This is a genomic window from Delftia sp. SD018 (assembly GCF_017355445.1).
In the GTDB taxonomy this organism is placed as follows: domain Bacteria; phylum Pseudomonadota; class Gammaproteobacteria; order Burkholderiales; family Burkholderiaceae_C; genus Comamonas; species Comamonas acidovorans.
Genome location: NZ_JADDRN010000025.1, coordinates 15,982 through 37,393, shown reverse-complemented (window position 1 = coordinate 37,393; position 21,412 = coordinate 15,982). Strand labels below are relative to the sequence as shown.

The following is a 21,412-nucleotide window of genomic DNA, read 5'->3' as shown; positions in this document are numbered from 1 at the left end:
AGACCTATGTACACGCACACCATGCAGCGACACAGCGACAGGACAGAACCAACCGGGGGCGGATGCTGATATGGCAAGAGAATACAAAGATGTGATCGTCGGACTGGACATCGGCACGGCCAAGGTCATGGTCGTGGTCGCCGAGGTCCTGTACAACGGCGAACTCAAGCTCGCCGGCCTCGGCGTGGCCCCGAGCAACGGACTCAAGCGGGGCGTGGTGGTGAACATCGACGCCACCGTGCAGAGCATCCAGCAGGCCTTGAAAGAGGCCGAGCTGATGGCCGACTGCAAGATCCAGCGCGTGTGCACCGGCATCACCGGCAGCCACATCCGCGGCCTGAACTCCAGCGGCATGGTGGCCATCAAGGACAAGGAAGTCACGGCCACCGACGTGGCGCGGGTGATGGAGACGGCCAAGGCCATCAACATCTCCTCGGACCAGCGGCTGCTGCTGGTCGAGCCGCAGGAATTCGTGATCGACGGCCAGGAAGTGCGCGAGCCCATCGGCATGAGCGGCATCCGCCTGGAGGCCAAGATCCACATCGTCACGGGCGCGCAGAGCGCGGCCGAGAACATCATAAAGTGCGTGCGCCGCTGCGGCCTGGAGGTCGAGCAGCTGCTGCTCAACCCGCTGGCATCGAGCCAGGCCGTGCTCACCGATGACGAGCGCGAGCTGGGCGTGGCCGTGGTCGATATCGGCGCGGGCGCCACTGACGTGGCCATCTTCACGGGCGGCGCCATCCGGCACACGGCCGTCATCCCGATCGCGGGCGACCTGATCACCAGCGACATCGCCATGGCGCTGCGCACGCCGACCAAGGACGCCGAGGACATCAAGGTCGAAAGCGGCTATGCCAAGCAACTGCTGGCCGACCCCGATGCCCAGGTCGAAGTGCCGGGCCTGGGTGACCGCAGCCCGCGCATGATCAGCAAGCAGGCGCTGGCCGGCGTGATCGAGCCGCGCGTGGAAGAGATCTTTTCTTTGGTGCAGCAGGTGGTGCGCGATTCCGGCTACGAGGAAGTTCTGTCCTCGGGCATCGTGCTGACCGGCGGCAGCGCCGTCATGCCGGGCATGGTGGAACTGGGCGAGGACATCTTCCTCAAGCCCGTGCGCCGCGGCATCCCCAAGTATTCGAGCGCTCTGGCAGACATGGTGGCCCAACCCCGCGCCGCCACCGTGATGGGATTGCTCGAAGAGGCCCGCCTGGCTCGCCTGCGCGGTTTCAAGGTGGCACAAAAGAGTGGGTCGATGAAGACCGCTTTTGGCCGTTTCAAAGACTTCATCGTGGGGAACTTTTGATATGTGCTTTCATCGACTGCGCATTACCGGCCCGCCCACCGGCTTCCGAATACCGGACAGAAGACAGAATTTTCCCCAAACGGTGGTGACCACTTACAGAGAGCTACAGGAGAACCAACATGCCCATCGACATGATTGAAGTTGAAGAATTCAACCAGGGTACGCAGATCAAGGTGATCGGCGTTGGCGGCGGCGGCGGCAATGCCGTCGAGCACATGATTGCGCGCAACGTGCAGGGTGTGGAATTCGTCTGCGCCAACACCGACGCGCAGGCGCTGCTGCGCAGCAGCGCCCACCGCACCATCCAGCTCGGTGGCAGCGGCCTGGGCGCGGGCAGCAAGCCCGACAAGGGCCGCGAGGCTGCCGAAATGGCCGAGGACGACATTCGCACCGCCATCGAAGGCGCGCACATGCTGTTCATCACGGCCGGCATGGGCGGCGGCACGGGCACGGGCGCTGCGCCCGTGATCGCGCGCGTGGCCAAGGAAATGGGCATTCTCACCGTGGGCGTGGTCACCAAGCCCTTCGAGTGGGAAGGCGGCCGACGCATGGCCAATGCCGACAGCGGCCTCAACGAGCTCGAAGCCAATGTCGATTCGCTGATCGTCGTGCTCAACGAGAAGCTGCTGGACGTGCTGGGTGACGACATCTCGCAGGACGAGGCCTTCGCCCATGCCAACGACGTTCTCAAGAACGCCGTGGGCGGCATTGCCGAAATCATCAACGAGTACGGCCATGTGAACGTCGACTTCGAAGACGTGCGCACCGTCATGGGCGAGCCCGGCAAGGCCATGATGGGCACGGCCAAGGCCGCCGGCCCCGACCGCGCGCGCATCGCCGCCGAGCAGGCCGTGGCCTGCCCGCTGCTGGAGGGCATCGACCTGTCGGGCGCCAAGGGCGTGCTGGTGCTGGTCACGGCCGCCAAGGGCAGCCTCAAGCTGTCCGAGTCGCGCCTGGCCATGAGCACCATCAATGCCTACGCCTCGCCCGATGCGCACGTGATCTACGGCGCCGCCTACGACGACACCCTGGGCGACGAGATCCGCGTCACCGTGGTGGCCACCGGCCTGTCGCGCCCCAGCGCACGCCGCCAGAACATGCAGGTGGTGCAGGGCGGTCTGCGCACCGGTACAGACAACATGAGCTACCAGCTGCCCTCGGCCTCCATGGGTGCCGCCACGGCAGCCGGCGGCCTGGTCGGCGGTGCCGCTGGTGGTGCCGACTATGCCAACAACATGTCGGTCCCCAGCGTCTGGCGTACCAACCGCACGCAGGCCGCTGCCCGCGTCGATGCACTGGCCTCCGGCGGCATGGACGATCTGGAAATCCCGGCCTTCCTGCGCAAGCAGGCTGACTGAGCAGCGGCCCATACGGTCGCTGCATAGCCGTGATAGCGAAAGCCGTGCCAGGGCCATGCCCTGCGCACGGCTGCCGCGTTCTAAAATAGCCGGATGCTCCAACAACGCACCATCAAGACGATCACCCGTGCCGTTGGCGTGGGCCTGCACAGCGGCCAGCGCGTCGAATTGACGCTGCGACCCGCGCAGCCCGACACCGGCATCGTGTTCCGTCGCGTGGACCTGCCGGAGCCTGTGGACATCCCGATCTCGGCCGAAGCCGTCACCGACACGCGCATGGCCTCCACCATCGGCACCGGCGGCGCCAAGGTGCATACCGTGGAGCACCTGATGTCGGCCATTGCCGGTCTCGGACTCGACAACATCTATATAGACATCACCGCCGAGGAAGTGCCCATCCTCGACGGCTCCTCCGCCTCCTTCGTGTTCCTGCTGCAAAGCGCGGGCATCGAGCTGCAGAAGGCTCCCAAGCGCTTCATCCGCGTCATCCGCCCCGTCGAGGTGCGTGAGGGCGAGGGCCAGAACCTCAAGTGGGCGCGCTTTGACCCTTACCACGGCTTCAAGCTGCGCTTCGAGATCGACTTCGCCCATCCGGCCGTGGACTCCACGGGCCAGTGCGTGGAGTTCGACATGGGCGAGGACAACTACACGCGCGATATCGCACGCGCGCGCACCTTCGGCTTCACCAAGGACGTGGAAATGCTGCGCAGCCATGGCCTGGCGCTGGGCGGCGGCATGGACAACGCCATCGTCATGGACGACTACAAGGTGCTCAACAGCGACGGCCTGCGCTACGACGACGAGTTCGCCAAGCACAAGATCCTCGACGCCATCGGCGACCTGTACCTGATCGGCAGGCCGCTGCTGGCCGCCTACAGCGCCTTCCGCTCGGGCCACGGCATGAACAACCAGTTGCTGCGTGCCCTGCTGGCCCAGCCCGACGCCTGGGAACTGGTCAGCTTCGACAGCGAGCGCCAGGCACCCAAGGGCTTCGCCCAGCCCGCGCGGGCCTGGTGAGGCGAGCGCCGCCATGCTGATCTTCCGCTGGCTGGCCACCCTGCTGCTGCTGGCCTCGGCCGTCTCCTTCGCGTTCTACCTGGGCACGGGCCGGCCGCACTACAAGCGCTGGGGCTTCATCATCCTCAAGTGGACCGTGATTGCCGGCGTGACCTTCTTCGCCGTGCTGTTCTTCGGCCGCATTGTCTGAGGGCGGCTCTGACTCGCATCCCATTCAACGCAGTTGCGGTAGCGAGATCGAGACCATGGCGCTTGCGGGGGGCGCGCTCAGGCGAGAGACAGCAAGCAAGGGCCGCCCCGCAGCTAGGCTGTCGTCCCCCTCAGGGGGAAGGCGCGCAGCGCCTCAGGGGGAGTCAATACACCCTGCCGCCCTTGTAGACGGCATGCTGGCGGCGCTGCAGCTGCGTGACCTCGGCCATCTTCGACATGGCGGCGCCCGCATGGGCGTGGGTGATGGCCAGGCCCAGGGCGTCGGCTGCGTCGGTGCCGGGCAGGCCGGGCAGTTGCAGCAGGCGGCGCACCATTTCCTGGATCTGGCTCTTGGCCGCGCGGCCGTGGCCGGTCATGGCCTTTTTCATCTGCAGTGCCGTGTATTCGGCGACCGGCAGGCCCGCATTGACCAGGGCCGTGAGCGCGGCGCCGCGCGCCTGGCCCAGCAGCAGCGTGGACTGGGGGTTGACGTTGACGAAGACGATTTCCACGGCCGAGGTGTCGGGCTGGTAGCGGCTGGCGACTTCCGAGATGCCGTCGAACAGCAGCTTGAGCCGGCCCGGCAGGTCGCCGAGCGCGATGCCGGTGGTGCGGATGGTGCCGCTGGCCACATAGGCCAGGCGGTGGCCGTCGACGTCGATCACGCCGAATCCCGTGGTCTGCAGCCCGGGGTCTATTCCAAGAATGCGCATGGCGTGACTGTAGCCGTTCAGGGGATGACGGCGCTGGGCATTCTTTGCATGACCGTGCGCGTGCGCTGCAGCAGATAGCCGGAGTTGGGCAGCTTCTCGAAGCGCTTGGGCTGGGGCAGCATCACGGCCAGGCGTGCGGCCTCGGCCGCGCTGAGTTGTGAGGCGCTCTTGCGGAAGTAGTGGCGGGCTGCAGCCTCCGCGCCAAACACTCCCTGGCCCCATTCCACGCTGTTGAGGTAGATCTCCAGGATGCGCTGCTTGCTCAGCATCAGTTCCAGCAGCTGGGTCAGCACCAGTTCCTGGCCCTTGCGCAGCAGGCTGCGTTCGCCCGACAGCAGCAGGTTCTTGGCCAACTGCTGGGTGATGGTGGAGCCACCGTAGATCTTGGGCGCCTTGCCGTTGTCTGCCTTCTGGGCACGGGCTTCGGCGCGCTGGTTGCGCTGCCAGGCCTTCTCGATGGCCTCCCATTGCACCCCGTGGTGTTCGGTGAAGCTGTCATCTTCGGAGGCGATGACGGCGCGCTTGAGCGTGGGCGCGATGCGGTCGTAGGGCAGCCATTGCTGGCTCCAGTGCAGGCCTTCGGAGCTGCGCAGCATCTGCCAGGCCTCGGAGCGCTGAAAGGCCGTGGATTCGGGATCGACCACCACCATCAGCGCAATGCGCAGCACAAAGAACAGCTGCAGCAGCAGGCCGGCGCACAGCACCAGCAGCAGGGCGCGTGCCAGGGATTTCATAAAGCGCTCAGCCGCCTTGAGCAATATGGGCGCGCAGCTCGTTCAGCACCTGGGCCGACGGGGGGCGCACGCCGCGCCACAGCGCGAACGATTCGGCCGCCTGCTCCACCAGCATGCCCAGCCCGTCGCGGGCCTGGGCGCCATGCTGCTCGGCCCATTGCAGGAAGCCCTGGGCTGCGGCGCCGTACATCATGTCGTAGGCCAGGCTGCCAGGCCGCAGCACGCGGGCCGGCACGGGCACCTCGGCACCGGCCAGGCTGCTGGCGGTGGCGTTGATGACCACGTCGAAATCCTCATCCACGGCCTGCTGCTCCAGCGCCACCAGTTCCACGCCATGGTGCGCGGCGATGGCGGCATGGCGCTGCACCAGGGCCTGGGCGCGCTCGAAGGTGCGGTTGACCACGGCAATGCGGCGCGGGCGCTCGGCAAGCAGCGAGCCCAGTGCGCCGGCTGCGGCGCCTCCCGCGCCCAGCAGCAGCAGGTCGCGCCCGGCCAGCGGCACGCCCGCATTGCGCACGATGTCGGCCACCAGGCCCAGGCCGTCGGTGTTGTCGGCATGGATGCCGTCCGCCGCCAGCACCAGGGTGTTGGCGGCGCCGGCCAGTTGCACGCGCTCGCTGGAGGTGGTGGCCAGCTGTGCGGCCTCCAGCTTGAAGGGCACGGTGACATTGCAGCCGCGTCCGCCTGCCGCGACGAAGCCGCGCACGGCCTCGGCAAAGCCTTGCAGCTCCACATGCTGGCGCTCGTAGTGCAGGTCCTGCCCGCACAGTTCGGCAAAGCGGGCATGGATCCAGGGCGAACGGCTGTGCGCGACGGGGTTGCCCATGACGCAGTAGCGGTCGGAGGAGGTGGCGGCGGAAGTCATGTCGGAAAAGGAGAGTGCGCGAAGACAAGAAGAGGGCGCTACTGCACGGTCGTCTGCAGCGTCTGCTCGCGGGTGAACTTGAAGCGCGAGACCACGGCGATCTGGTCGGCCTTGGCGCGCATGGCGGGGCCGAAATGGCCGAAGGGGCCGGCCGCACGCGCAATGGCCTCGGCCCGGGTGTCCAGCAGGCGGTTGCCCGAGCCCTGCACGATCTCGGTGGACAGCACGCGGCCGTCGTGGTTGACGGTGAGGATCATGACCAGCTCGCCGTAGAGCTTCTTGCCGGCCTGCTCGGGGAAGTTCTCCGTGCCCTTGTCCTCGACCTTGCGGCGCAGGCCGTCGTAGTAGATGGCGTAGACGGCCTCGCGCGTGGACGGGCTGATATAGCGCTTCTTGGGGCGGGCGTTTTCCTCGTTGATGCGCTTTTCGATCTCGGCCAGCAGCTTGACCAACTGCTGGCGCTTTTCCTGCTGGGCCTGCTGCTCCTTGGTCTGCTTGGCCGCCTCGCGCGGGTCCAGCGGCGGCAGGGCCGCGACCTGCTTGCGCAACTGCGTCAGCAAGACGGTCTGCTGCTCCTGCATGGAGTCGATCTGGCGCTGGCGTTCCTCGAAGTCGTCGCCCACGGCCGTGAGTGCCGAGTAGGGCATGGGGCTGGAGGCCCGGCCCTTGTCGGCCTCGCCGCCGCCGGCCAGCGAGGTCTGCGCGATGGCCTGCGCCTTGTCGGGCTGCTCGTTGGCGCGGGCATTGACCAGGATGACTTCCAGCGGCGTGTCCTGGAACACGCGGTCGAAGCGCTCCGGGTCGATGAACCGGAACGAGAACAACCCGGCATGCAGGGCGATGGAAACGCCCAGTGCCAACTGCAGCGTGCTCAGGGAACGGAGGGCGGTAGGCAGTTTCACGTCAGATCTGGGGCAGTTGCTCGGATGTGAGGCAGGTCAGGGCTGGGCGGGGTCGGCCGCCGGTGTGCCATCGGTCTCGTTCATGTCCACGGCGATGGCGATGGGGCCGGCCACGGCTTCCTCGTCATCCTCGGCGCTGTCTTCGGCGCCATCGGCAGCGGCCGCCGCATCGCCATCCAGGCGCTCGATCAGCGTGCCCGAGACATCGAGCGCAATCTCGTCGATCTCGCCCAGGCGCACGCGCACATGGGCGCCGCGCGGCAGGCCGGTGACGCCCAGCACGGGGAAGACCAGGGGCAGGTCATCGGCGCGCACCAGCAGGCCGCCGCCCATGCCTTCCTTGATGACGGTGGCCGTCAGCTCGGTGATGGCGTGCTGCTGCAGGTACTTGAGCGTCCAGAACCGTTCCATGCCGGCCTGGTAGCCGTTGTAGGCGCTGTAGGCACCGTCGAAGCTGCTGATGATGCCGAACAGCTCGGCATCCTTGGGCTTGAACGGCGCGGCCAGGGCGGCGGTCTTGCCGTGGCGCGCGCAGGCAATGATCTGCCACTGGTTGACCAGGTCCACGTAGCGGCGCAGCGGCGAGGTGGCCCAGGCATAGCTCTTGACGCCGATGCCTGCATGGGGCTGCGCCTTGGTGGACATGCGCACCTTGATGCCGGGCGCCAGGCTGGCCTGGCTGCGGTAGATACCGGGCACGCCGAGCTCAGCCATCCAGCCGCCCCAGGTGCTGTTGGCCACGATGGCGGCCTCGGCCACGATCAGGTCCAGTGGCGCGCCGCGCTTGCGCACGCTGATCTCCACCTGCTCGTTGCCGCGGGGCTCGGTGCCGCCGTTGCCCACGAGGCGGAAGTTGTAGTCGGGGCGGTTGAAGTTCTCGGGCTTGCCGCGCACCAGTTCGCGCCCTGCCTTCAGGTGCTTGGCCCAGCGCTGCAGGAACGTCAGTTCGGCGCGCTTGCCTTGCAGCACTTCGGGCGTGCCCTCGACCTCGAAGGAGGGGTCAGCCAGCCACTGCTCGGTGACGATGTGGTCCAGCTTGTCATGGCGGAAGTTGACCTGCACGGGCACGCGCTCCAGGCGCGTCTCGCTGGCCGTGGTCTCCAGCGTGGCCTCGTCCACGGTGACGTACAGCGACACGGCGGGGTTGGCGCGGCCTTCGTCCAGCGTGTAGATCTGCACCACCTCGTCGGGCAGCATGGTGATCTTGTAGCCGGGCATGTAGACGGTGGACAGGCGCGAGCGGCCGAGCTGGTCCAGCGGCGTGCCCGGCACGATGGCCAGACCGGGCGCGGCAATGTGGATACCCACGGTGACCGTGCCCGTGCCCAGGCCGCGCACCGACAGCGCATCGTCGATTTCGGTGGTGGCCGAGTCATCGATGGAAAACGCCTGGACCTCGGCCAGCGGCAGGTCGGCCGGTGGCTGGGGTGCCTGCAGGGCCGGGAACTGCGTGCCCTTGGGGAAGTGGTCGAACAGGAAGCGCTTCCAGTGGAACTCGTAGGCCGATTCAATGGCGCCGGCCCTGTGCAGCAGGTCCAGCGGTGCCCGGCGCGTGGCGCGGCTGGCCTCGACCACGGCCTTGTATTCGGCGGCGTTCTTGTCGGGGCGGAACAGGATCTTGTAGAGCTGCTCGCGGATGGGGCCGGGGCATTCGCCAGCGCCCAGCTGTTCGGCCCAGGCCGTGATCTGGGCCTGGATCTGCTTTTTCTTTTCTATGCCGGCCAGCGCCTGCTGCAGGATCTCGGCCGGCGCCTTCTTGAAGCGGCCCTTGCCGGAGCGGCGGAAGTAGTGCGGTGCGTCGTAGAGGCGGAACAGCGCGCCGGCCTGCTCGGCCAGCGTGGCCTTGTCCGAGAAATAGTCGCGTGCAAGGTCGGCGAAGCCGAATTCCTCCTCGGGGGCGAATTCCCAGGCCAGGTCCAGATCGATCTGGGCGGCCTGCGCTTGCGCCTGGGCGATCAGTTCGGCAGGCGCCGGCTTGTCGAACTTGAGCAGGATGTTGGCCGACTTGACCTTGACCCGTTTGCCCGAGTCCAGCTCCACCTGGGCGGAGGTGTCGGCTTCGGAGAGGATGCGGCCGGCCAGGAACTTGCCGGATTCTTCAAACAATGCGTGCATAGCCCGACATTCTCCCATGCTGCGGCTGGCAGCTGCCGCGCAGTCTTGCGCGGCATCAGGCCAGATTCAGGAACTCGTCCAGCTGAGGCAAGTACTCCTCGAAGTTGCTCAGCGCGTGATCGCCGCCCTCCTGGATGATCTGCAGCGCATGCGGATAACGTGCGCTCATCTCGCGCCAGTCCAGCACCTCATCGCCCTCGGCCGCCAGCAGCATTTCTGGGGCGGCCGGTGTCATATGGCGCGTGTCCAGCGCGCGAAGCTCCTCGATGTATTCACGGCGGAAGAAGAAACGTTCCTCCGGGTTGTGCCAGGAAGTCTGCTCGCCAATGTACTTTTCAAGATCGCGCGCCGGGTTGACGGCCGGGTTGATCATCACGCTGCGGCAGCGCGCCAGCTGGGCCACCCAGCTGGCGTAGTAGCCGCCCAGCGAGGAGCCGATCACGGCCATGGTCTCGCGCGGCCAGCTGCCGATGCCATCGGCAATCAGGGCAGCCGCTTCGCGCGGGGAAGGGGGCAGCTGCGGGCTCCACCAGCGCACATGGGGATGGCGCGTGGCCACATGCTCGGCAAGGCGACGGGCCTTGTTGGATTGGGGAGAGGAGCGAAAGCCGTGCAGGTACAGCAAATGGGTGGTGGTCATGGCGGGCGCTCTCCTTTGCGTTGCTGGGGCCGGGTGCGGGATGCGGCCCGGACGGCTCATGGCCCATTGTGGCCGCTGCGGCAGGCGGCGCCCAGCAGGGAAGGCCCGGGCCGACAGCTGGATGACAACCGCCTCCGTGGGCAACCCTGCGCCGGGCTGGGCCGCATGCGTCACGGGATAATGGCGGCCCGTGCCCGCGACCCACCATCCCCGTGACCGAATTCGACAAGCCCTCCCTCTGGCAACGTGTTGCCCCGCTGCTGCGGGGCTTTGACTTCTGGTTGCTGCTGTTCGTGGGCATGCTGGCGTCGGCGGGGCTGATCGCCATGTACTCCTCGGGCTTCGACCACGGCACGCGCTTCACCGACCATGGGCGCAACATGCTGATCGCGGCGGCCATCCTCTTTGTCGTGGCCCAGATTCCCCCGCAGCAGCTCATGAAGGTGGCCGTGCCGCTGTACATGCTGGGCGTGGCGTTGCTGGTGGCGGTGGCGCTGTTCGGCATCACCAAGAAGGGGGCGCAGCGCTGGGTCAACGTGGGTGTGGTGATCCAGCCCAGCGAACTGCTGAAGATCGCCACGCCGCTGATGCTGGCCTGGTGGTTCCAGCGCCGCGAGGGCCAGCTGCGCGGCACGGACTTCGTGATCGCCATGGTCCTGCTCCTGGTGCCCGTGGGGCTGATCATGAAGCAGCCCGACCTGGGCACCTCGCTGCTGGTGATGGCCGCAGGCCTGTCCGTGATCTTTTTCGCGGGCCTGCCCTGGAAACTCATCGTGCCGCCCGTGCTGGCCGGCGCCATCGGCATCACGCTTATCGTGCTGTACGAGCCCCAGCTATGCGCCGACGGCGTGCGCTGGCCCGTGCTGCATGAATACCAGCAAACCCGTGTCTGCACCCTGCTGGACCCCACGCGCGACCCGCTGGGCAAGGGATTCCACATCATCCAGGGGATGATCGCCATCGGTTCGGGCGGTGTCTGGGGCAAGGGCTTCATGGCGGGCACCCAGACCCACCTGGAGTTCATTCCCGAGCGCACGACCGACTTCATCTTCGCGGCCTATTCCGAGGAGTTCGGATTGGTCGGCAACCTGTTCATCATCGTCTCCTTCCTGCTGCTGGTCTGGCGCGGGCTGGCCATCGCCATCCAGGCCAACTCGCTGTTCGCGCGACTCATGGCGGCAGCCGTGGCCATGATCTTCTTCACCTATGCCTTCGTGAACATGGGCATGGTCAGCGGCATCCTGCCCGTGGTCGGCGTGCCGCTGCCCTTCATCAGCTATGGCGGCACGGCCATGGTCACGCTGGGGCTGGCGCTGGGCGTGTTGATGTCGGTGGCGCGCTCGCAGCGGCAGCTGCCGGGCGAGGGCGGCGGGCCGCTCTGAATCGCACTTTGCGGTGCCAAAGACTCCTGCAAATGTCAAAGAGTCTGGATGCCTGCGGTATCGGGCATCGCATTCCTTCCTGCGATTTGGCTTGGAAAATGAGACGCCAAAAGCGCTGGTTGCTCCTTTTTTGATAGTTTCTGCGGGAGTCTGCTCACTTGCCAGCGCCGCCAGGGCAGGCTACAAAGCAAGTGCGGACATGGGCCAGCATGTTCGCCATCCACGCGGATGCATGCCTACGGAATGCCGCTCAGCCTGGTGGAGCGGCATTCCGTTCTTTTTTGTGGGTTGGCAAGCCGCTGGCCGCAGCCGTTGCACGGCGAGGGCATGGCCGGCTCTCTACAATGCGTGAATGATCTCCCGCGAACCCACCATTGAACGCCTGGCCACAGCGCGCCAGTTGCTGCTTGAGCCCTTCGGGCTCGATGAAACCCATCTCGCGCGCGCACTGGCCGAGATCCGCAGCCACCAGGTCGACGACGCCGACCTCTACTTCCAGTACACCCGCGCCGAAGGCTGGAGCCTGGAAGAGGGCATCGTCAAGACCGGCAGCTTCAGCATCGACCAGGGCGTGGGCGTGCGTGCGGTCAGTGGCGAGAAGACGGCATTTGCCTATTCCGACGATATTTCCGAAGCCTCGCTGCTGGATGCCGCGCGCACCGTGCGCTCCATCTCGGGCGCGGCCCAGAGCAAGCGCGTGCGCGCCAATGCTCCCAAGATTGCGCAAAGCCGCTCGCTGTATCCCGGTCTGGACCCCATCGCCACGCTGGACAGCACGGCCAAGGTCGAGCTGCTGGGCAAGGTCGAGAAACTGGCCCGCGCCAAGGACCCGCGCGTTGTCCAGGTCATGGCCGGCCTGGCCAGCGAGTACGACGTGGTGCTGGTGGCCCGTGCCGATGGCACGCTGGCGGCCGACGTGCGGCCGCTGGTGCGCCTGTCGGTTACCGTGATCGCCGAGCAAAAGGGCCGGCGTGAGGTGGGCTCTGCCGGCGGCGGTGGCCGTTTCGGCCTGGCCTATTTCAGCGACGAGCAGATCACCCAGTACGTGGACGAGGCCGTGAGCGCGGCCCTCACCAACCTGGAATCCCGTCCCGCGCCGGCTGGCGAGATGACCGTGGTGCTTGGCCCCGGCTGGCCCGGCGTGCTGCTGCACGAAGCCGTGGGCCACGGTCTGGAAGGCGACTTCAACCGCAAGGGCGCCAGCGCCTTTAGCGGCCGCATCGGCCAGCGCGTGGCTGCCAAGGGCGTCACCGTGCTGGATGACGGCACGCTGGCCGATCGCCGCGGCTCGCTCAACGTCGATGACGAAGGCTGCACCAGCCAGAGCAATGTGCTGATCGAGGACGGCATCCTCAAGGGCTACATCCAGGACGCGATGAATGCCCGCCTGATGGGCGTCAAGCCCACGGGCAACGGCCGCCGCGAAAGCTATGCCCACATTCCCATGCCGCGCATGACCAACACCTACATGCTCGGTGGCGACCGGGAGCCGCAGGAAATCGTGGCCTCGATCAAGAAGGGCCTGTACGCCACCAACTTCGGCGGCGGCCAGGTCGATATCACCAGCGGCAAGTTCGTGTTCTCCGCCAGCGAGGCCTATTGGGTCGAGAACGGCAAGATCCAGTACCCCGTCAAGGGCGCGACCATCGTGGGCAGCGGCCCGGAATCGCTCAAGCACATCACCATGATCGGCAACGACATGCGCCTGGACAGCGGCGTGGGCACCTGTGGCAAGGAAGGCCAGAGCGTGCCCGTGGGCGTGGGCCAGCCCACGCTGCGCATCGACGGCCTGACGGTGGGCGGCACGGCCTGACGGTCCCATGCCCGCGCCCTGCATGGCAGGCCGGGCCCTGTCCTGCCTGACGCGGCCCGCCGCGTTCGGTGGGCGCCGCCCGGCGCCGATTCCATGACCCAGCTTTCCTTTTCCTCCCGGCCAGGCCCGCGGACCTCCGTCCATCCCCTGCGCAGCCTGCCGAAGCAATGGCGTGCCTGGGCCGGCGAGTCGCGGCTGAGCCGCTTCTGGCAGCATGAGCTGATCGTGGGCGACCTGCAGCCCATGCACCAGCAACTGGCCTTGCTGGCCGTCGCGCTGGACGAGTCCGTGCGCGTGCGCTATGCGGGCAGCCCGCGCCCCGCGGTGGAAGACGCCATACAGCAGCTTGACCTGGCGGTGCTGGACCACCAGCACTTTCTCACCACGCTGGCCACGGGCTGGCATGCTCTCTACGAATTTCCTGCCTACCAGCGTCTGCTCAAAGGCTTCAGGGAGGCCGTCCACGCCTGGCAGCAGTCCGTGCTGGTGGGCGATGCCCAGGAGCCCGAGCACTTCCGCCGCTGCGAGCGCCTGGGCTGGCGTCTGCTGGGCGATGCCTGCCTGCTGACGGACATGTTTGCCGAATCCGCTGCCGTGGCCGGCGAAGCCGATGTGACTTCCATCCTGTCTGGTTACAAGGCGCGCCGATGGCAACCCTTGAGCGCCGTGCGCCGGGCCCTGCGCAGGCTGCGTGACGCGTTGCTGCGGCGTTGATCGGGCCCTTGCGTGACGCGCAGATGCATCATTTCCCGGGGTTTGCACGTTTTCATGGCTGATGGCAATAAAACTGCATGGCATCGTGATTTTCTGCATATGCCTGAAGAATTTTTGCGTGAAACTGAGAAAAAAGCAGTTTTATTGCGTCAATGATTTTGTGCTTTCTCTCTGTGGCACGGTGAACGGCAGCTTCCCCGCCTTCATGTCCATGTTGCACTGCGAAAAATGACTGTGCTACATTCGATCCCCATGCAAGCCCGTGCCTCCTTCTACTTTTACTTTTGGTTCTCCTCCCCGGCGGAAGAGAGGTAAGCGCGCGCACCCGAACAAACCTCCCTCAAAACCGCCGAAGCTGTAAAGCCCGGCGGTTTTTTGTTTTTCCCTCCCGATTCTTCGCTCCGTTTTCCACGATCCATCTTTCCTCACGAAAGCAAGCAATGACTGCTCATCAAGCTTCCCTCGCCGATTCCTGGTATCGCGGCGGTTCCCAAAAGACTGGCCAAACCGACGACGCACGTATCAAGGACATCACCGTGTTGCCCCCTCCCGAGCACCTCATTCGCTTCTTCCCCATCCGCGGTACGGCCGTCGAAACCCTGATCGGCGACACCCGCCGCACCATCCACAACATCATGGCTGGCGAGGATGACCGCCTGCTGGTCATCGTCGGCCCCTGCTCCATCCACGATCCGGCGGCCGCCATCGAGTACGCACGCCGCCTGGCGCCCATACGCGAGCAGTACAAGGACACGCTGGAGATCGTGATGCGCGTGTACTTCGAAAAGCCGCGCACCACCGTGGGCTGGAAGGGTTTGATCAACGATCCCTACCTGGATCAGAGCTACCGCATCGACGAAGGCCTGCGCATTGCGCGGCAACTGCTGATCGACATCAACCGCCTGGGCGTGCCGGCCGCCAGCGAGTTCCTGGACGTGATCTCGCCCCAGTACATCGCCGATCTGATCAGCTGGGGCGCCATCGGCGCGCGCACCACGGAAAGCCAGGTCCACCGTGAACTGGCCTCGGGCATCTCGGCGCCCATCGGCTTCAAGAACGGCACGGACGGCAACATCCGCATCGCCACCGACGCCATCCAGTCGGCTAGCCGCGGCCACCACTTCCTGTCCGTGCACAAGAATGGCCAGGTTGCCATCGTGAACACGGCGGGCAACCAGGATTGCCACGTCATCCTGCGCGGCGGCAAGACCCCCAACTACGACGCGGCCAACGTGGCCGCTGCCTGCGAGGATCTGGAAAAGGCCGGCCTGCCTCCCACGCTGATGGTGGACTGCAGCCACGCCAACAGCTCCAAGCAGCATGAGCGCCAAAAGGATGTGGCACGCGACATCGCCGGACAGATCAGCGGCGGCTCGCGCAGCGTCTTCGGCGTGATGATCGAGGGTCATCTCGTGGGCGGTGCCCAGAAGTTCACGCCCGGCAAGGATGAGGTGGCTGCGCTGACCTACGGCCAGAGCATCACCGATGCCTGCCTGGGCTGGGATGATTCCCTGGCAACGCTGGCCGAGCTGTCCGACGCCGTGCAGCAGCGCCGCGTCAAGCATCCCGAGCCGGCTGCGGCCCTGGTTGCCGCCTGAGCTTGAAAAGAAAACGGGGCATGCATGCCCCGTTTTTTCCATGTCCCGGTTTGCTTGTTCAGTGTGGCGGCGTGGCGTCCGGCGGGGTCAGTCCGCCCTGGTTCAGCGTGTCGTCTATGCCCAGCAGCAGGACCAGCAACCGGCGCTTGTCGAATGCCACGGGCTGGCTCCATTCATGCTCGGCCAGTGGATGCACGTGGCTTTGGCAGGGCAATTGGCCGCGGGCATCGACCACGGCACGCAGCCGGGGCAGGAAAACCCACTGCAGCCATTCGTGCAGCTTGAGCGTGTCGTACATGAACGGCATGGTCGATGCCATGGCCTCAGGGCTGGGCGCCACGGCCGACCAGAGGCTCTGGCTGCGCAACTCGTCTTCGAGTTGCTGCAACTGGTCGAGCAGTTTCTGGTGCGTGGTGTCGGTTGTCATGCGGTGAGGTCCATGAAAAAACGGGGCCAAATCTGTCGGCCATTGTACGTTTGCACCTTTGGGCAGGCGCTGGCAGGCCTTGAAACACCTGCTGGCGGCAGTGCCGACTCCAGCGCCGGTGCCAGTCTCTGGCACTTGAGGCATGTCAGCTTGCCCGGGGTGTGGAAAAGGCGCTTGCGGTTAAGCTCAGGGCATGAGTGACAGCCCTGTCTGCATGAGCAGGCACAGGGCCGTATCCCGTAATGAAGAGAGGAGTTCCATGCGCAGCGAAGTGATTGTGGTGTTGGATGCCGGACAAGAGTACCGCACGGACACCAGCGGGCTCACCCCCATGAGTTCCGATGAAGGACGGCATTGGCTGGACCAGCAGTTCATCTCCATGGACTGCGAACCCCTGCGCGCCAGCGGCAAGGTTCTGCTGGCCGACAAGCTGGTGGTGGTGGCGCGTGCGGCGCGTTCGCGCTCCGGGCTGTTCGACGACGAGCAATGGCGCAACAGCTATGCCGTGGCCGCCCAGGCCGTGCTGTCCAAGCCGCTGATCCGTGTCGATGTGCCGGCCATGTCCATCAGTTACTGACGACGGACAGATAGCGATACAGCAAAGAAGCCTGGGCATGACCCGGGCTTCTTTTATTGGGGGTCGTGCCCGGTTCAGCCTGCAGCCTGCAGCGCCGCCAGCAGCTTGGGGTGAATGCCGCCGAAGCCGCCATTGCTCATGCACACCACGTGGTCACCGGGGCGGGCGGCAGCGCGGATCTGCCCGATCAGCGTCTCGATGTCTGCAGCCACCTGCGCCTTGTGACCGGCTCCCACGCCCAGGGGGCGCAGCGCCTCGGCAGCATCCCAGTCCAGGCCGGCCGTGTGGCAGAACACCAGATCGGCGCTTTCCAGGGCCCAGGGCAGTTGCGACTTCATGGTGCCCAGCTTCATGGTGTTGCTGCGCGGCTCGAACACCGCCAGGATGCGTGCCTGGCTGCCGAGCTTGCGGCGCAGGCCGTCCAGCGTGGTGCGGATGGCCGTGGGATGGTGGGCGAAGTCGTCGTAGACGGACACGCCACCCGCCATGCCGCGCAGCTCCATGCGTCGCTTGACGTTCTGAAAGCGCGCCAGCGCTTCGCAGGCCTGCGCCGGCGTCACGCCCACGTGCTCGGCCGCTGCAATGGCGGCCAGCGCATTGAGCTGGTTGTGCTCCCCGGTCAGTGCCCATTCCAGGCGCGCGACCTTGCGACCACGGTGCAGCACGTCGAAGGCGCCGGGATCGCCCTGGGCACTGAAATCGCTGACCACCGCACCGAAGCTGGAGACCTCGCTCCAGCAGCCCTGGTGCAGCACCCGGGTGATGCTTTCCTCTATGCCGTTGACCACCAGCCGCCCGGAGGCGGGAACGGTGCGCACGAGATGGTGGAACTGGCGTTCGATGGCGCCGAGGTCCTCGAAGATGTCGGCGTGGTCGAACTCCAGGTTGTTGAGCACGGCAGTGCGCGGGCGGTAGTGCACGAACTTGCTGCGTTTGTCGAAGAAGGCCGTGTCGTATTCATCGGCCTCGATGACGAAGACGGGCTCCGCGCCGGCCGGCCCCTGGCCTGGCGTCGGGCGGCTGGATGCGCCCAGGCGGGCCGAAACGCCGAAGTCCAGCGGCACGCCGCCGACCAGAAAGCCCGGAGCCAGGCCTGCGCATTCGAGAATCCAGGCCAGCATCGACGTCGTGGTCGTCTTGCCGTGGGTGCCGGCCACGGCCAGCACATGGCGCGGGCAGGACGGATGGTGCAGCACCTGTTCGCAAAGCCATTGCGGACCGCTGGTGTAGGGGGCGCCGCTTTCAAGAATCGCTTCCATCAGCGGGAACTTGGGGCTGCCGTCGGGCAGCCGCGCGCGGCTGACCACGTTGCCCACGACATACATGTCGGGTTGCAGGGCCATCTGGTCGGCGCCGTAGCCCTCGATCAGGTCGATGCCCAGTGCACGCAACTGATCGCTCATCGGCGGATAGACGCCGGCGTCGCAGCCTGTGACGCGGTGCCCTGCCTCGCGCGCCAGTGCGGCCAGTCCGCCCATGAAGGTGCCGCAGATGCCCAGAATATGTATGTGCATGGCCGGGCATTCTACGGTTGCCGTCATGTCCGGGAGGGCTGTCCTGCAAAAACAGGAGCTTGCGGCCCAGCAGGCACCGGGTCCCGGAAACACAAGGTTGCGAAATCGCCGGTGCAAGGCGCTGGCGGGAACGTGCAAAGCCCGTCTGCGGCCGGCGGTGCCGCGGCTTGGGTCACAATGGCCCGGGGCCATCCACAGGGAAGGCCTCTTATATATATGTAGGGATACAGCGGATCGGAAAGCCATGGACCAAGCCACTGCCGAAATTGCCCAGACCGCGGCCCGCCTCGTGGTCGAGGAAGGGCTGGAATGGGGGGCTGCCAAGCACCGCGCACTTCGCCAGCTGGGGCTGCCCGCGCGCACCGCGCTGCCGGGCAACGACCTGGTGGAAGAGGCCGTGCGCGAATACATTGCCCTGTTCTGCGCCGACACCCAGCCCCAGGAACTGCAGGCCCTGCGCGAACTGGCCCTGCAATGGATGGACCGCCTGGCCGAGTTCCGGCCCCATCTGGCCGGCGCCGTCTGGCGCGGCACAGCCACCCGCCTGTCCGATATTTACCTGCAGCTGTTCTGCGACGACCCCAAGTCGGCCGAGATCGCGCTGATCAACCAGCATGTGGAGTACGAGCCCAGCACCGTCACCGGCTTTACGGGGCAGGCCGTGGAGGCCTTGAGCATCCACGCCTTCTGCCGCCCTTTGAACGAGTCCGTGGGCGTGCATCTGCTGGTGTACGACCATGATGATCTGCGTGGCGCACTCAAGCCCGACGGCCAGGGGCGCAGCCCGCGCGGCAGCGCCGAGGCGCTGCGCAGGCTGTTGGATCAGGATGAAGAGGAGGCCGGCCGTGGCTGATTCAGTGGATGCAAGGCAAAACACATCTTCCCGCCGCCATTGGCTGATGGGCGGCGTTGCCGCCGCCGCGGGCCTGGGTGGGGCAGGGTTTGCGTGGTGGCGTTTTCAGCCGCACGCCATGGATGCCAGTGCCGAAGAGCAGCTGTGGCAACAGCGCTTCATCACACCCGATGGCTCGGCCATGACGCTGTCGCGCTGGCGCGGCAAGCCGGTGCTGGTCAATTTCTGGGCCACCTGGTGCCCGCCCTGCGTGCGCGAGCTGCCCATGCTAGATGCCTTCTCGGCGCGCCAAAACCAGCATGGTATTCAGGTCATTGGCCTGGCCGTGGACAAGCCAGAGGCCGTGCAGCGCTTCCTGGGGCGCACACCCCTGCGTTTCCCTGTGGCGCTGGCGGTGGAAGGCGGTCTGGGCCTGACCCGCTCGCTGGGCAATCTGCAGGGCGGACTGCCCTTCACCGTGCTGCTCGGCGAAGATGGCATGGTGCAGCAACGTAAAATAGGTGAGCTTACTACCGAAGATCTGGCTTCCTGGAGCGCAAAAGGCTGATTTTTCGCATCATCGAAGCTGTGAAAGCTCAGGAAATGCCCTGAATTCCATGGCGACGTTGATGAAAAATATGCCTCAAAGCACGCAGAAGGGCGAAATTGGAGTAAATTCGCGCCCTATTTAGTTGTTAGCCGCTGGAGCTCCCATGGATTTGCGAAAACTCAAGACCCTCATTGATCTGGTGTCCGAATCGAACGTGTCGGAACTGGAGATCACCGAAGCAGAGGGCAAGGTCCGGATCGTCAAGAGCGAAGGCGCCGTGGTGCAGCACTATGTGGCAGCGCCCATGCAAGCTCCCATGGCCGCGCCGATGGCGGCACCCGTCGCCGCTGCCCCCGCAGCGCCCGTGGCGGCACCGGCCGAGGCAGCCGTCTCCGGCCACGTGGTGAAGTCGCCCATGGTCGGCACCTTCTACCGCGCCTCCAGCCCTGGCGGCAAGCCCTTCGTGGAAGTGGGCAACCAGGTCAAGGAAGGCGAGACCATCTGCATCATCGAAGCGATGAAGATTCTCAACGAGATCGAAGCCGACAAGAGCGGCACGATCACGCGCATCCTGGGCGAAAACGGCCAGGCGGTAGAGTACGGCCAGCCCCTGTTCGTGATCGAGTAACCTGCAGGCGAGCGATGCCGCAAGCGGCACGACGCCCTGGCGCGAACGCATGCCGCGGCGCGACAGAGCAATTGGCTCAACTGACGGCTTCGGCCTGCGTACCGGCGCAGGCACCAAGTCGCGAGGACCTTCATGTTTAAGAAAATTTTGGTTGCCAACCGGGGCGAGATTGCCCTGCGCATCCAGCGCGCCTGCCGTGAACTGGGCATCAAGGCGGTGATGGTGTATTCCGAGGCCGACCGTGACGCAAAGTACGTCAAGCTGGCCGATGAGGCCGTGTGCATCGGCCCCGCGCCTTCGCCGCTGAGCTACCTCAACATGCCGGCCATCATCTCGGCCGCCGAGGTGACCGACGCCGAGGCCATCCACCCCGGCTACGGCTTTCTCAGCGAGAACGCCGACTTTGCCGAGCGCGTGGAAAAGAGCGGTTTCACCTTCATCGGCCCCACGCCCGAGAACATCCGCACCATGGGTGACAAGGTCTCGGCCAAGCAGGCCATGATCAAGGCGGGCGTCCCCTGCGTGCCCGGCTCGGATGGCGAGCTGCCTGACGATCCCGTGCAGATCCGCCGCATCGCCAAGGCCGTGGGCTATCCGGTGATCATCAAGGCCGCAGGCGGCGGCGGTGGCCGTGGCATGCGCGTGGTGCATACCGAGGCGGCGCTGATCAATGCCGTGCAGATGACCAAGGCCGAGGCCGGTGCGGCCTTCGGCAATCCGGCCGTCTACATGGAAAAGTTCCTGCAGAACCCGCGCCATGTGGAAATCCAGATCCTGGCGGACAACCACCGCAACGCGGTCTACCTGGGCGAGCGCGACTGCTCCATGCAGCGCCGCCACCAGAAGGTCATAGAGGAAGCGCCGGCTCCGGGCATTCCGCGCCGCCTGGTCGAGAAGATCGGCGAGCGCTGCGCCGCTGCCTGCAAGAAGCTGGGCTACCGTGGCGCCGGCACCTTCGAGTTCCTCTTTGAAAACGGCGAGTTCTACTTCATCGAGATGAACACCCGCGTTCAGGTGGAGCATCCGGTGACCGAACTGATCACGGGCGTGGACATCGTGCGCACCCAGATCATGGTGGCCGCAGGCGAGAAGCTGCCCTTCACCCAGCGCCAGATCAATGCCCAGCTCAAGGGCCATGCGATCGAGTGCCGTGTGAATGCCGAGGATCCCTACAACTTCATGCCGTCGCCGGGCCGCATCACCATGTGGCATGCCCCCGGTGGCCCCGGCGTGCGCGTGGACTCGCACGTCTACAACAACTACTTCGTGCCGCCGAACTACGACTCCATGATCGGCAAGATCATCGTCCATGGCGACACGCGCGAGCAGGCGCTGGCGCGCATGCGCACGGCGCTGCTGGAGACCGTGGTCGAAGGCATCAAGACCAATATCCCGCTGCATCAGGATCTGATGGTGGACGCCAAGTTCATGGAAGGCGGCACCAACATCCATTACCTGGAAGAGTGGCTGGCGCACCGCAACGCCAACAAGCGTTGAGCAGGTCGCCCGATTGACCCTGCATGCTGGCCCCCGGCGACGGCGGC

21 protein-coding genes are annotated in these 21,412 nt (G+C 66.0%); 13 read left to right on the top strand and 8 right to left on the bottom strand.

Annotated features, from left to right (window positions below):
- The first annotated feature begins 70 nt into the window (after positions 1 to 70).
- The 4 genes from ftsA (at position 71) to INR38_RS22040 (ending at position 3,865) form a co-directional block, all read left to right on the top strand.
- Positions 71 to 1,300 carry a cell division protein FtsA gene (gene ftsA / locus INR38_RS22055; protein WP_012203404.1) on the top strand — a complete coding sequence of 410 codons (1,230 nt, stop codon included), beginning with the start codon at positions 71 to 73 and terminating at the stop codon, positions 1,298 to 1,300.
- Between the two features lie 119 nt (positions 1,301 to 1,419).
- Positions 1,420 to 2,658: a cell division protein FtsZ gene (gene ftsZ, locus INR38_RS22050; RefSeq protein WP_012203405.1), complete on the top strand. Its 1,239-nt coding sequence runs from the start codon at positions 1,420 to 1,422 to the stop codon at positions 2,656 to 2,658.
- 93 nt (positions 2,659 to 2,751) lie between these two features.
- Positions 2,752 to 3,675: a UDP-3-O-acyl-N-acetylglucosamine deacetylase gene (lpxC, locus tag INR38_RS22045; protein ID WP_012203406.1), complete on the top strand. Its 924-nt coding sequence runs from the start codon at positions 2,752 to 2,754 to the stop codon at positions 3,673 to 3,675.
- 13 nt (positions 3,676 to 3,688) lie between these two features.
- The gene (locus INR38_RS22040; protein ID WP_012203407.1) at positions 3,689 to 3,865 is read left to right on the top strand and encodes a hypothetical protein; all 177 of its coding nucleotides are present in this window, start codon (positions 3,689 to 3,691) and stop codon (positions 3,863 to 3,865) included.
- Between the two features lie 163 nt (positions 3,866 to 4,028).
- On the opposite strand, the gene ruvC is transcribed toward INR38_RS22040, so the two are convergent.
- The 6 genes from ruvC to INR38_RS22010 are packed head-to-tail and all read right to left on the bottom strand — an operon-like array spanning position 4,029 to position 9,833.
- A complete protein-coding gene (gene ruvC / locus INR38_RS22035) occupies positions 4,029 to 4,577 on the bottom strand; it encodes a crossover junction endodeoxyribonuclease RuvC (protein WP_012203410.1) in 549 nt (182 codons plus the stop codon).
- A gap of 17 nt (positions 4,578 to 4,594) precedes the next feature.
- Complete coding sequence (gene mtgA / locus INR38_RS22030) at positions 4,595 to 5,311, bottom strand: monofunctional biosynthetic peptidoglycan transglycosylase (RefSeq protein ID WP_012203411.1); 717 nt, start codon at positions 5,309 to 5,311, stop codon at positions 4,595 to 4,597.
- Positions 5,312 to 5,318: 7 nt separating this feature from the next.
- The gene (gene aroE, locus INR38_RS22025) at positions 5,319 to 6,176 is read right to left on the bottom strand and encodes a shikimate dehydrogenase (protein WP_063327217.1); all 858 of its coding nucleotides are present in this window, start codon (positions 6,174 to 6,176) and stop codon (positions 5,319 to 5,321) included.
- Positions 6,177 to 6,214: 38 nt separating this feature from the next.
- On the bottom strand, positions 6,215 to 7,078 hold the full coding sequence (locus INR38_RS22020; RefSeq protein ID WP_012203413.1) for a TonB family protein: 864 nt from the start codon (positions 7,076 to 7,078) through the stop codon (positions 6,215 to 6,217).
- A gap of 36 nt (positions 7,079 to 7,114) precedes the next feature.
- Positions 7,115 to 9,193 carry an RNB domain-containing ribonuclease gene (locus INR38_RS22015; protein ID WP_207443131.1) on the bottom strand — a complete coding sequence of 693 codons (2,079 nt, stop codon included), beginning with the start codon at positions 9,191 to 9,193 and terminating at the stop codon, positions 7,115 to 7,117.
- Positions 9,194 to 9,248: 55 nt separating this feature from the next.
- Positions 9,249 to 9,833 carry a YqiA/YcfP family alpha/beta fold hydrolase gene (locus INR38_RS22010; RefSeq protein ID WP_012203415.1) on the bottom strand — a complete coding sequence of 195 codons (585 nt, stop codon included), beginning with the start codon at positions 9,831 to 9,833 and terminating at the stop codon, positions 9,249 to 9,251.
- A 212-nt stretch (positions 9,834 to 10,045) separates the two neighbouring features.
- On the opposite strand from INR38_RS22010, the gene rodA reads away from it, so the two are divergent.
- The 4 genes from rodA to INR38_RS21990 all read left to right on the top strand — a co-directional run bounded on the left by rodA (position 10,046) and on the right by INR38_RS21990 (position 15,340).
- Positions 10,046 to 11,215, top strand: a complete 1,170-nt coding sequence (gene rodA, locus INR38_RS22005) for a rod shape-determining protein RodA (protein ID WP_013804102.1) — start codon at positions 10,046 to 10,048, stop codon at positions 11,213 to 11,215.
- Positions 11,216 to 11,567: 352 nt separating this feature from the next.
- Positions 11,568 to 13,028: a metalloprotease TldD gene (gene tldD / locus INR38_RS22000; protein ID WP_012203417.1), complete on the top strand. Its 1,461-nt coding sequence runs from the start codon at positions 11,568 to 11,570 to the stop codon at positions 13,026 to 13,028.
- 93 nt (positions 13,029 to 13,121) lie between these two features.
- The gene (locus tag INR38_RS21995) at positions 13,122 to 13,742 is read left to right on the top strand and encodes a hypothetical protein (protein ID WP_013804100.1); all 621 of its coding nucleotides are present in this window, start codon (positions 13,122 to 13,124) and stop codon (positions 13,740 to 13,742) included.
- 440 nt (positions 13,743 to 14,182) lie between these two features.
- Positions 14,183 to 15,340: a 3-deoxy-7-phosphoheptulonate synthase gene (locus tag INR38_RS21990; protein WP_012203418.1), complete on the top strand. Its 1,158-nt coding sequence runs from the start codon at positions 14,183 to 14,185 to the stop codon at positions 15,338 to 15,340.
- A 58-nt stretch (positions 15,341 to 15,398) separates the two neighbouring features.
- Here INR38_RS21990 and INR38_RS21985 read toward each other — a convergent pair whose 3' ends face one another.
- Positions 15,399 to 15,767, bottom strand: a complete 369-nt coding sequence (locus INR38_RS21985) for a YqcC family protein (RefSeq protein WP_207443132.1) — start codon at positions 15,765 to 15,767, stop codon at positions 15,399 to 15,401.
- A 259-nt stretch (positions 15,768 to 16,026) separates the two neighbouring features.
- On the opposite strand from INR38_RS21985, the gene INR38_RS21980 reads away from it, so the two are divergent.
- On the top strand, positions 16,027 to 16,344 hold the full coding sequence (locus tag INR38_RS21980) for a hypothetical protein (RefSeq protein WP_012203420.1): 318 nt from the start codon (positions 16,027 to 16,029) through the stop codon (positions 16,342 to 16,344).
- A gap of 74 nt (positions 16,345 to 16,418) precedes the next feature.
- Here INR38_RS21980 and mpl read toward each other — a convergent pair whose 3' ends face one another.
- Complete coding sequence (gene mpl / locus INR38_RS21975) at positions 16,419 to 17,858, bottom strand: UDP-N-acetylmuramate:L-alanyl-gamma-D-glutamyl-meso-diaminopimelate ligase (RefSeq protein ID WP_207443133.1); 1,440 nt, start codon at positions 17,856 to 17,858, stop codon at positions 16,419 to 16,421.
- A 244-nt stretch (positions 17,859 to 18,102) separates the two neighbouring features.
- On the opposite strand from mpl, the gene INR38_RS21970 reads away from it, so the two are divergent.
- From INR38_RS21970 to accC, 4 genes are all read left to right on the top strand, one after another.
- Positions 18,103 to 18,711 (top strand): hypothetical protein, encoded by a 609-nt coding sequence (locus INR38_RS21970; RefSeq protein WP_207443134.1) that lies wholly within the window; start codon positions 18,103 to 18,105, stop codon positions 18,709 to 18,711.
- A gap of 46 nt (positions 18,712 to 18,757) precedes the next feature.
- On the top strand, positions 18,758 to 19,258 hold the full coding sequence (locus tag INR38_RS21965) for a TlpA disulfide reductase family protein (protein WP_034390512.1): 501 nt from the start codon (positions 18,758 to 18,760) through the stop codon (positions 19,256 to 19,258).
- A gap of 145 nt (positions 19,259 to 19,403) precedes the next feature.
- The gene (gene accB / locus INR38_RS21960) at positions 19,404 to 19,868 is read left to right on the top strand and encodes an acetyl-CoA carboxylase biotin carboxyl carrier protein (protein WP_012203424.1); all 465 of its coding nucleotides are present in this window, start codon (positions 19,404 to 19,406) and stop codon (positions 19,866 to 19,868) included.
- Between the two features lie 132 nt (positions 19,869 to 20,000).
- Positions 20,001 to 21,365, top strand: a complete 1,365-nt coding sequence (gene accC, locus INR38_RS21955) for an acetyl-CoA carboxylase biotin carboxylase subunit (RefSeq protein WP_012203425.1) — start codon at positions 20,001 to 20,003, stop codon at positions 21,363 to 21,365.
- Positions 21,366 to 21,412: the final 47 nt, after the last annotated feature.

What these genes read in the sequence shown, in the direction of transcription:
- ftsA (WP_012203404.1), top strand. Translation starts at nt 71, where the DNA reads ATGGCAAGAGAATACAAAGATGTGATCGTCGGACTGGACATCGGCACG.
- ftsZ (WP_012203405.1), top strand. Translation starts at nt 1,420, where the DNA reads ATGCCCATCGACATGATTGAAGTTGAAGAATTCAACCAGGGTACGCAG.
- lpxC (WP_012203406.1), top strand. Translation starts at nt 2,752, where the DNA reads ATGCTCCAACAACGCACCATCAAGACGATCACCCGTGCCGTTGGCGTG.
- INR38_RS22040 (WP_012203407.1), top strand. Translation starts at nt 3,689, where the DNA reads ATGCTGATCTTCCGCTGGCTGGCCACCCTGCTGCTGCTGGCCTCGGCC.
- ruvC (WP_012203410.1), bottom strand. Translation starts at nt 4,577, where the DNA reads ATGCGCATTCTTGGAATAGACCCCGGGCTGCAGACCACGGGATTCGGC.
- mtgA (WP_012203411.1), bottom strand. Translation starts at nt 5,311, where the DNA reads ATGAAATCCCTGGCACGCGCCCTGCTGCTGGTGCTGTGCGCCGGCCTG.
- aroE (WP_063327217.1), bottom strand. Translation starts at nt 6,176, where the DNA reads ATGACTTCCGCCGCCACCTCCTCCGACCGCTACTGCGTCATGGGCAAC.
- INR38_RS22015 (WP_207443131.1), bottom strand. Translation starts at nt 9,193, where the DNA reads ATGCACGCATTGTTTGAAGAATCCGGCAAGTTCCTGGCCGGCCGCATC.
- INR38_RS22010 (WP_012203415.1), bottom strand. Translation starts at nt 9,833, where the DNA reads ATGACCACCACCCATTTGCTGTACCTGCACGGCTTTCGCTCCTCTCCC.
- tldD (WP_012203417.1), top strand. Translation starts at nt 11,568, where the DNA reads ATGATCTCCCGCGAACCCACCATTGAACGCCTGGCCACAGCGCGCCAG.
- INR38_RS21995 (WP_013804100.1), top strand. Translation starts at nt 13,122, where the DNA reads ATGACCCAGCTTTCCTTTTCCTCCCGGCCAGGCCCGCGGACCTCCGTC.
- INR38_RS21990 (WP_012203418.1), top strand. Translation starts at nt 14,183, where the DNA reads ATGACTGCTCATCAAGCTTCCCTCGCCGATTCCTGGTATCGCGGCGGT.
- INR38_RS21985 (WP_207443132.1), bottom strand. Translation starts at nt 15,767, where the DNA reads ATGACAACCGACACCACGCACCAGAAACTGCTCGACCAGTTGCAGCAA.
- INR38_RS21980 (WP_012203420.1), top strand. Translation starts at nt 16,027, where the DNA reads ATGCGCAGCGAAGTGATTGTGGTGTTGGATGCCGGACAAGAGTACCGC.
- mpl (WP_207443133.1), bottom strand. Translation starts at nt 17,858, where the DNA reads ATGCACATACATATTCTGGGCATCTGCGGCACCTTCATGGGCGGACTG.
- INR38_RS21970 (WP_207443134.1), top strand. Translation starts at nt 18,103, where the DNA reads ATGGACCAAGCCACTGCCGAAATTGCCCAGACCGCGGCCCGCCTCGTG.
- INR38_RS21965 (WP_034390512.1), top strand. Translation starts at nt 18,758, where the DNA reads ATGGGCGGCGTTGCCGCCGCCGCGGGCCTGGGTGGGGCAGGGTTTGCG.
- accB (WP_012203424.1), top strand. Translation starts at nt 19,404, where the DNA reads ATGGATTTGCGAAAACTCAAGACCCTCATTGATCTGGTGTCCGAATCG.
- accC (WP_012203425.1), top strand. Translation starts at nt 20,001, where the DNA reads ATGTTTAAGAAAATTTTGGTTGCCAACCGGGGCGAGATTGCCCTGCGC.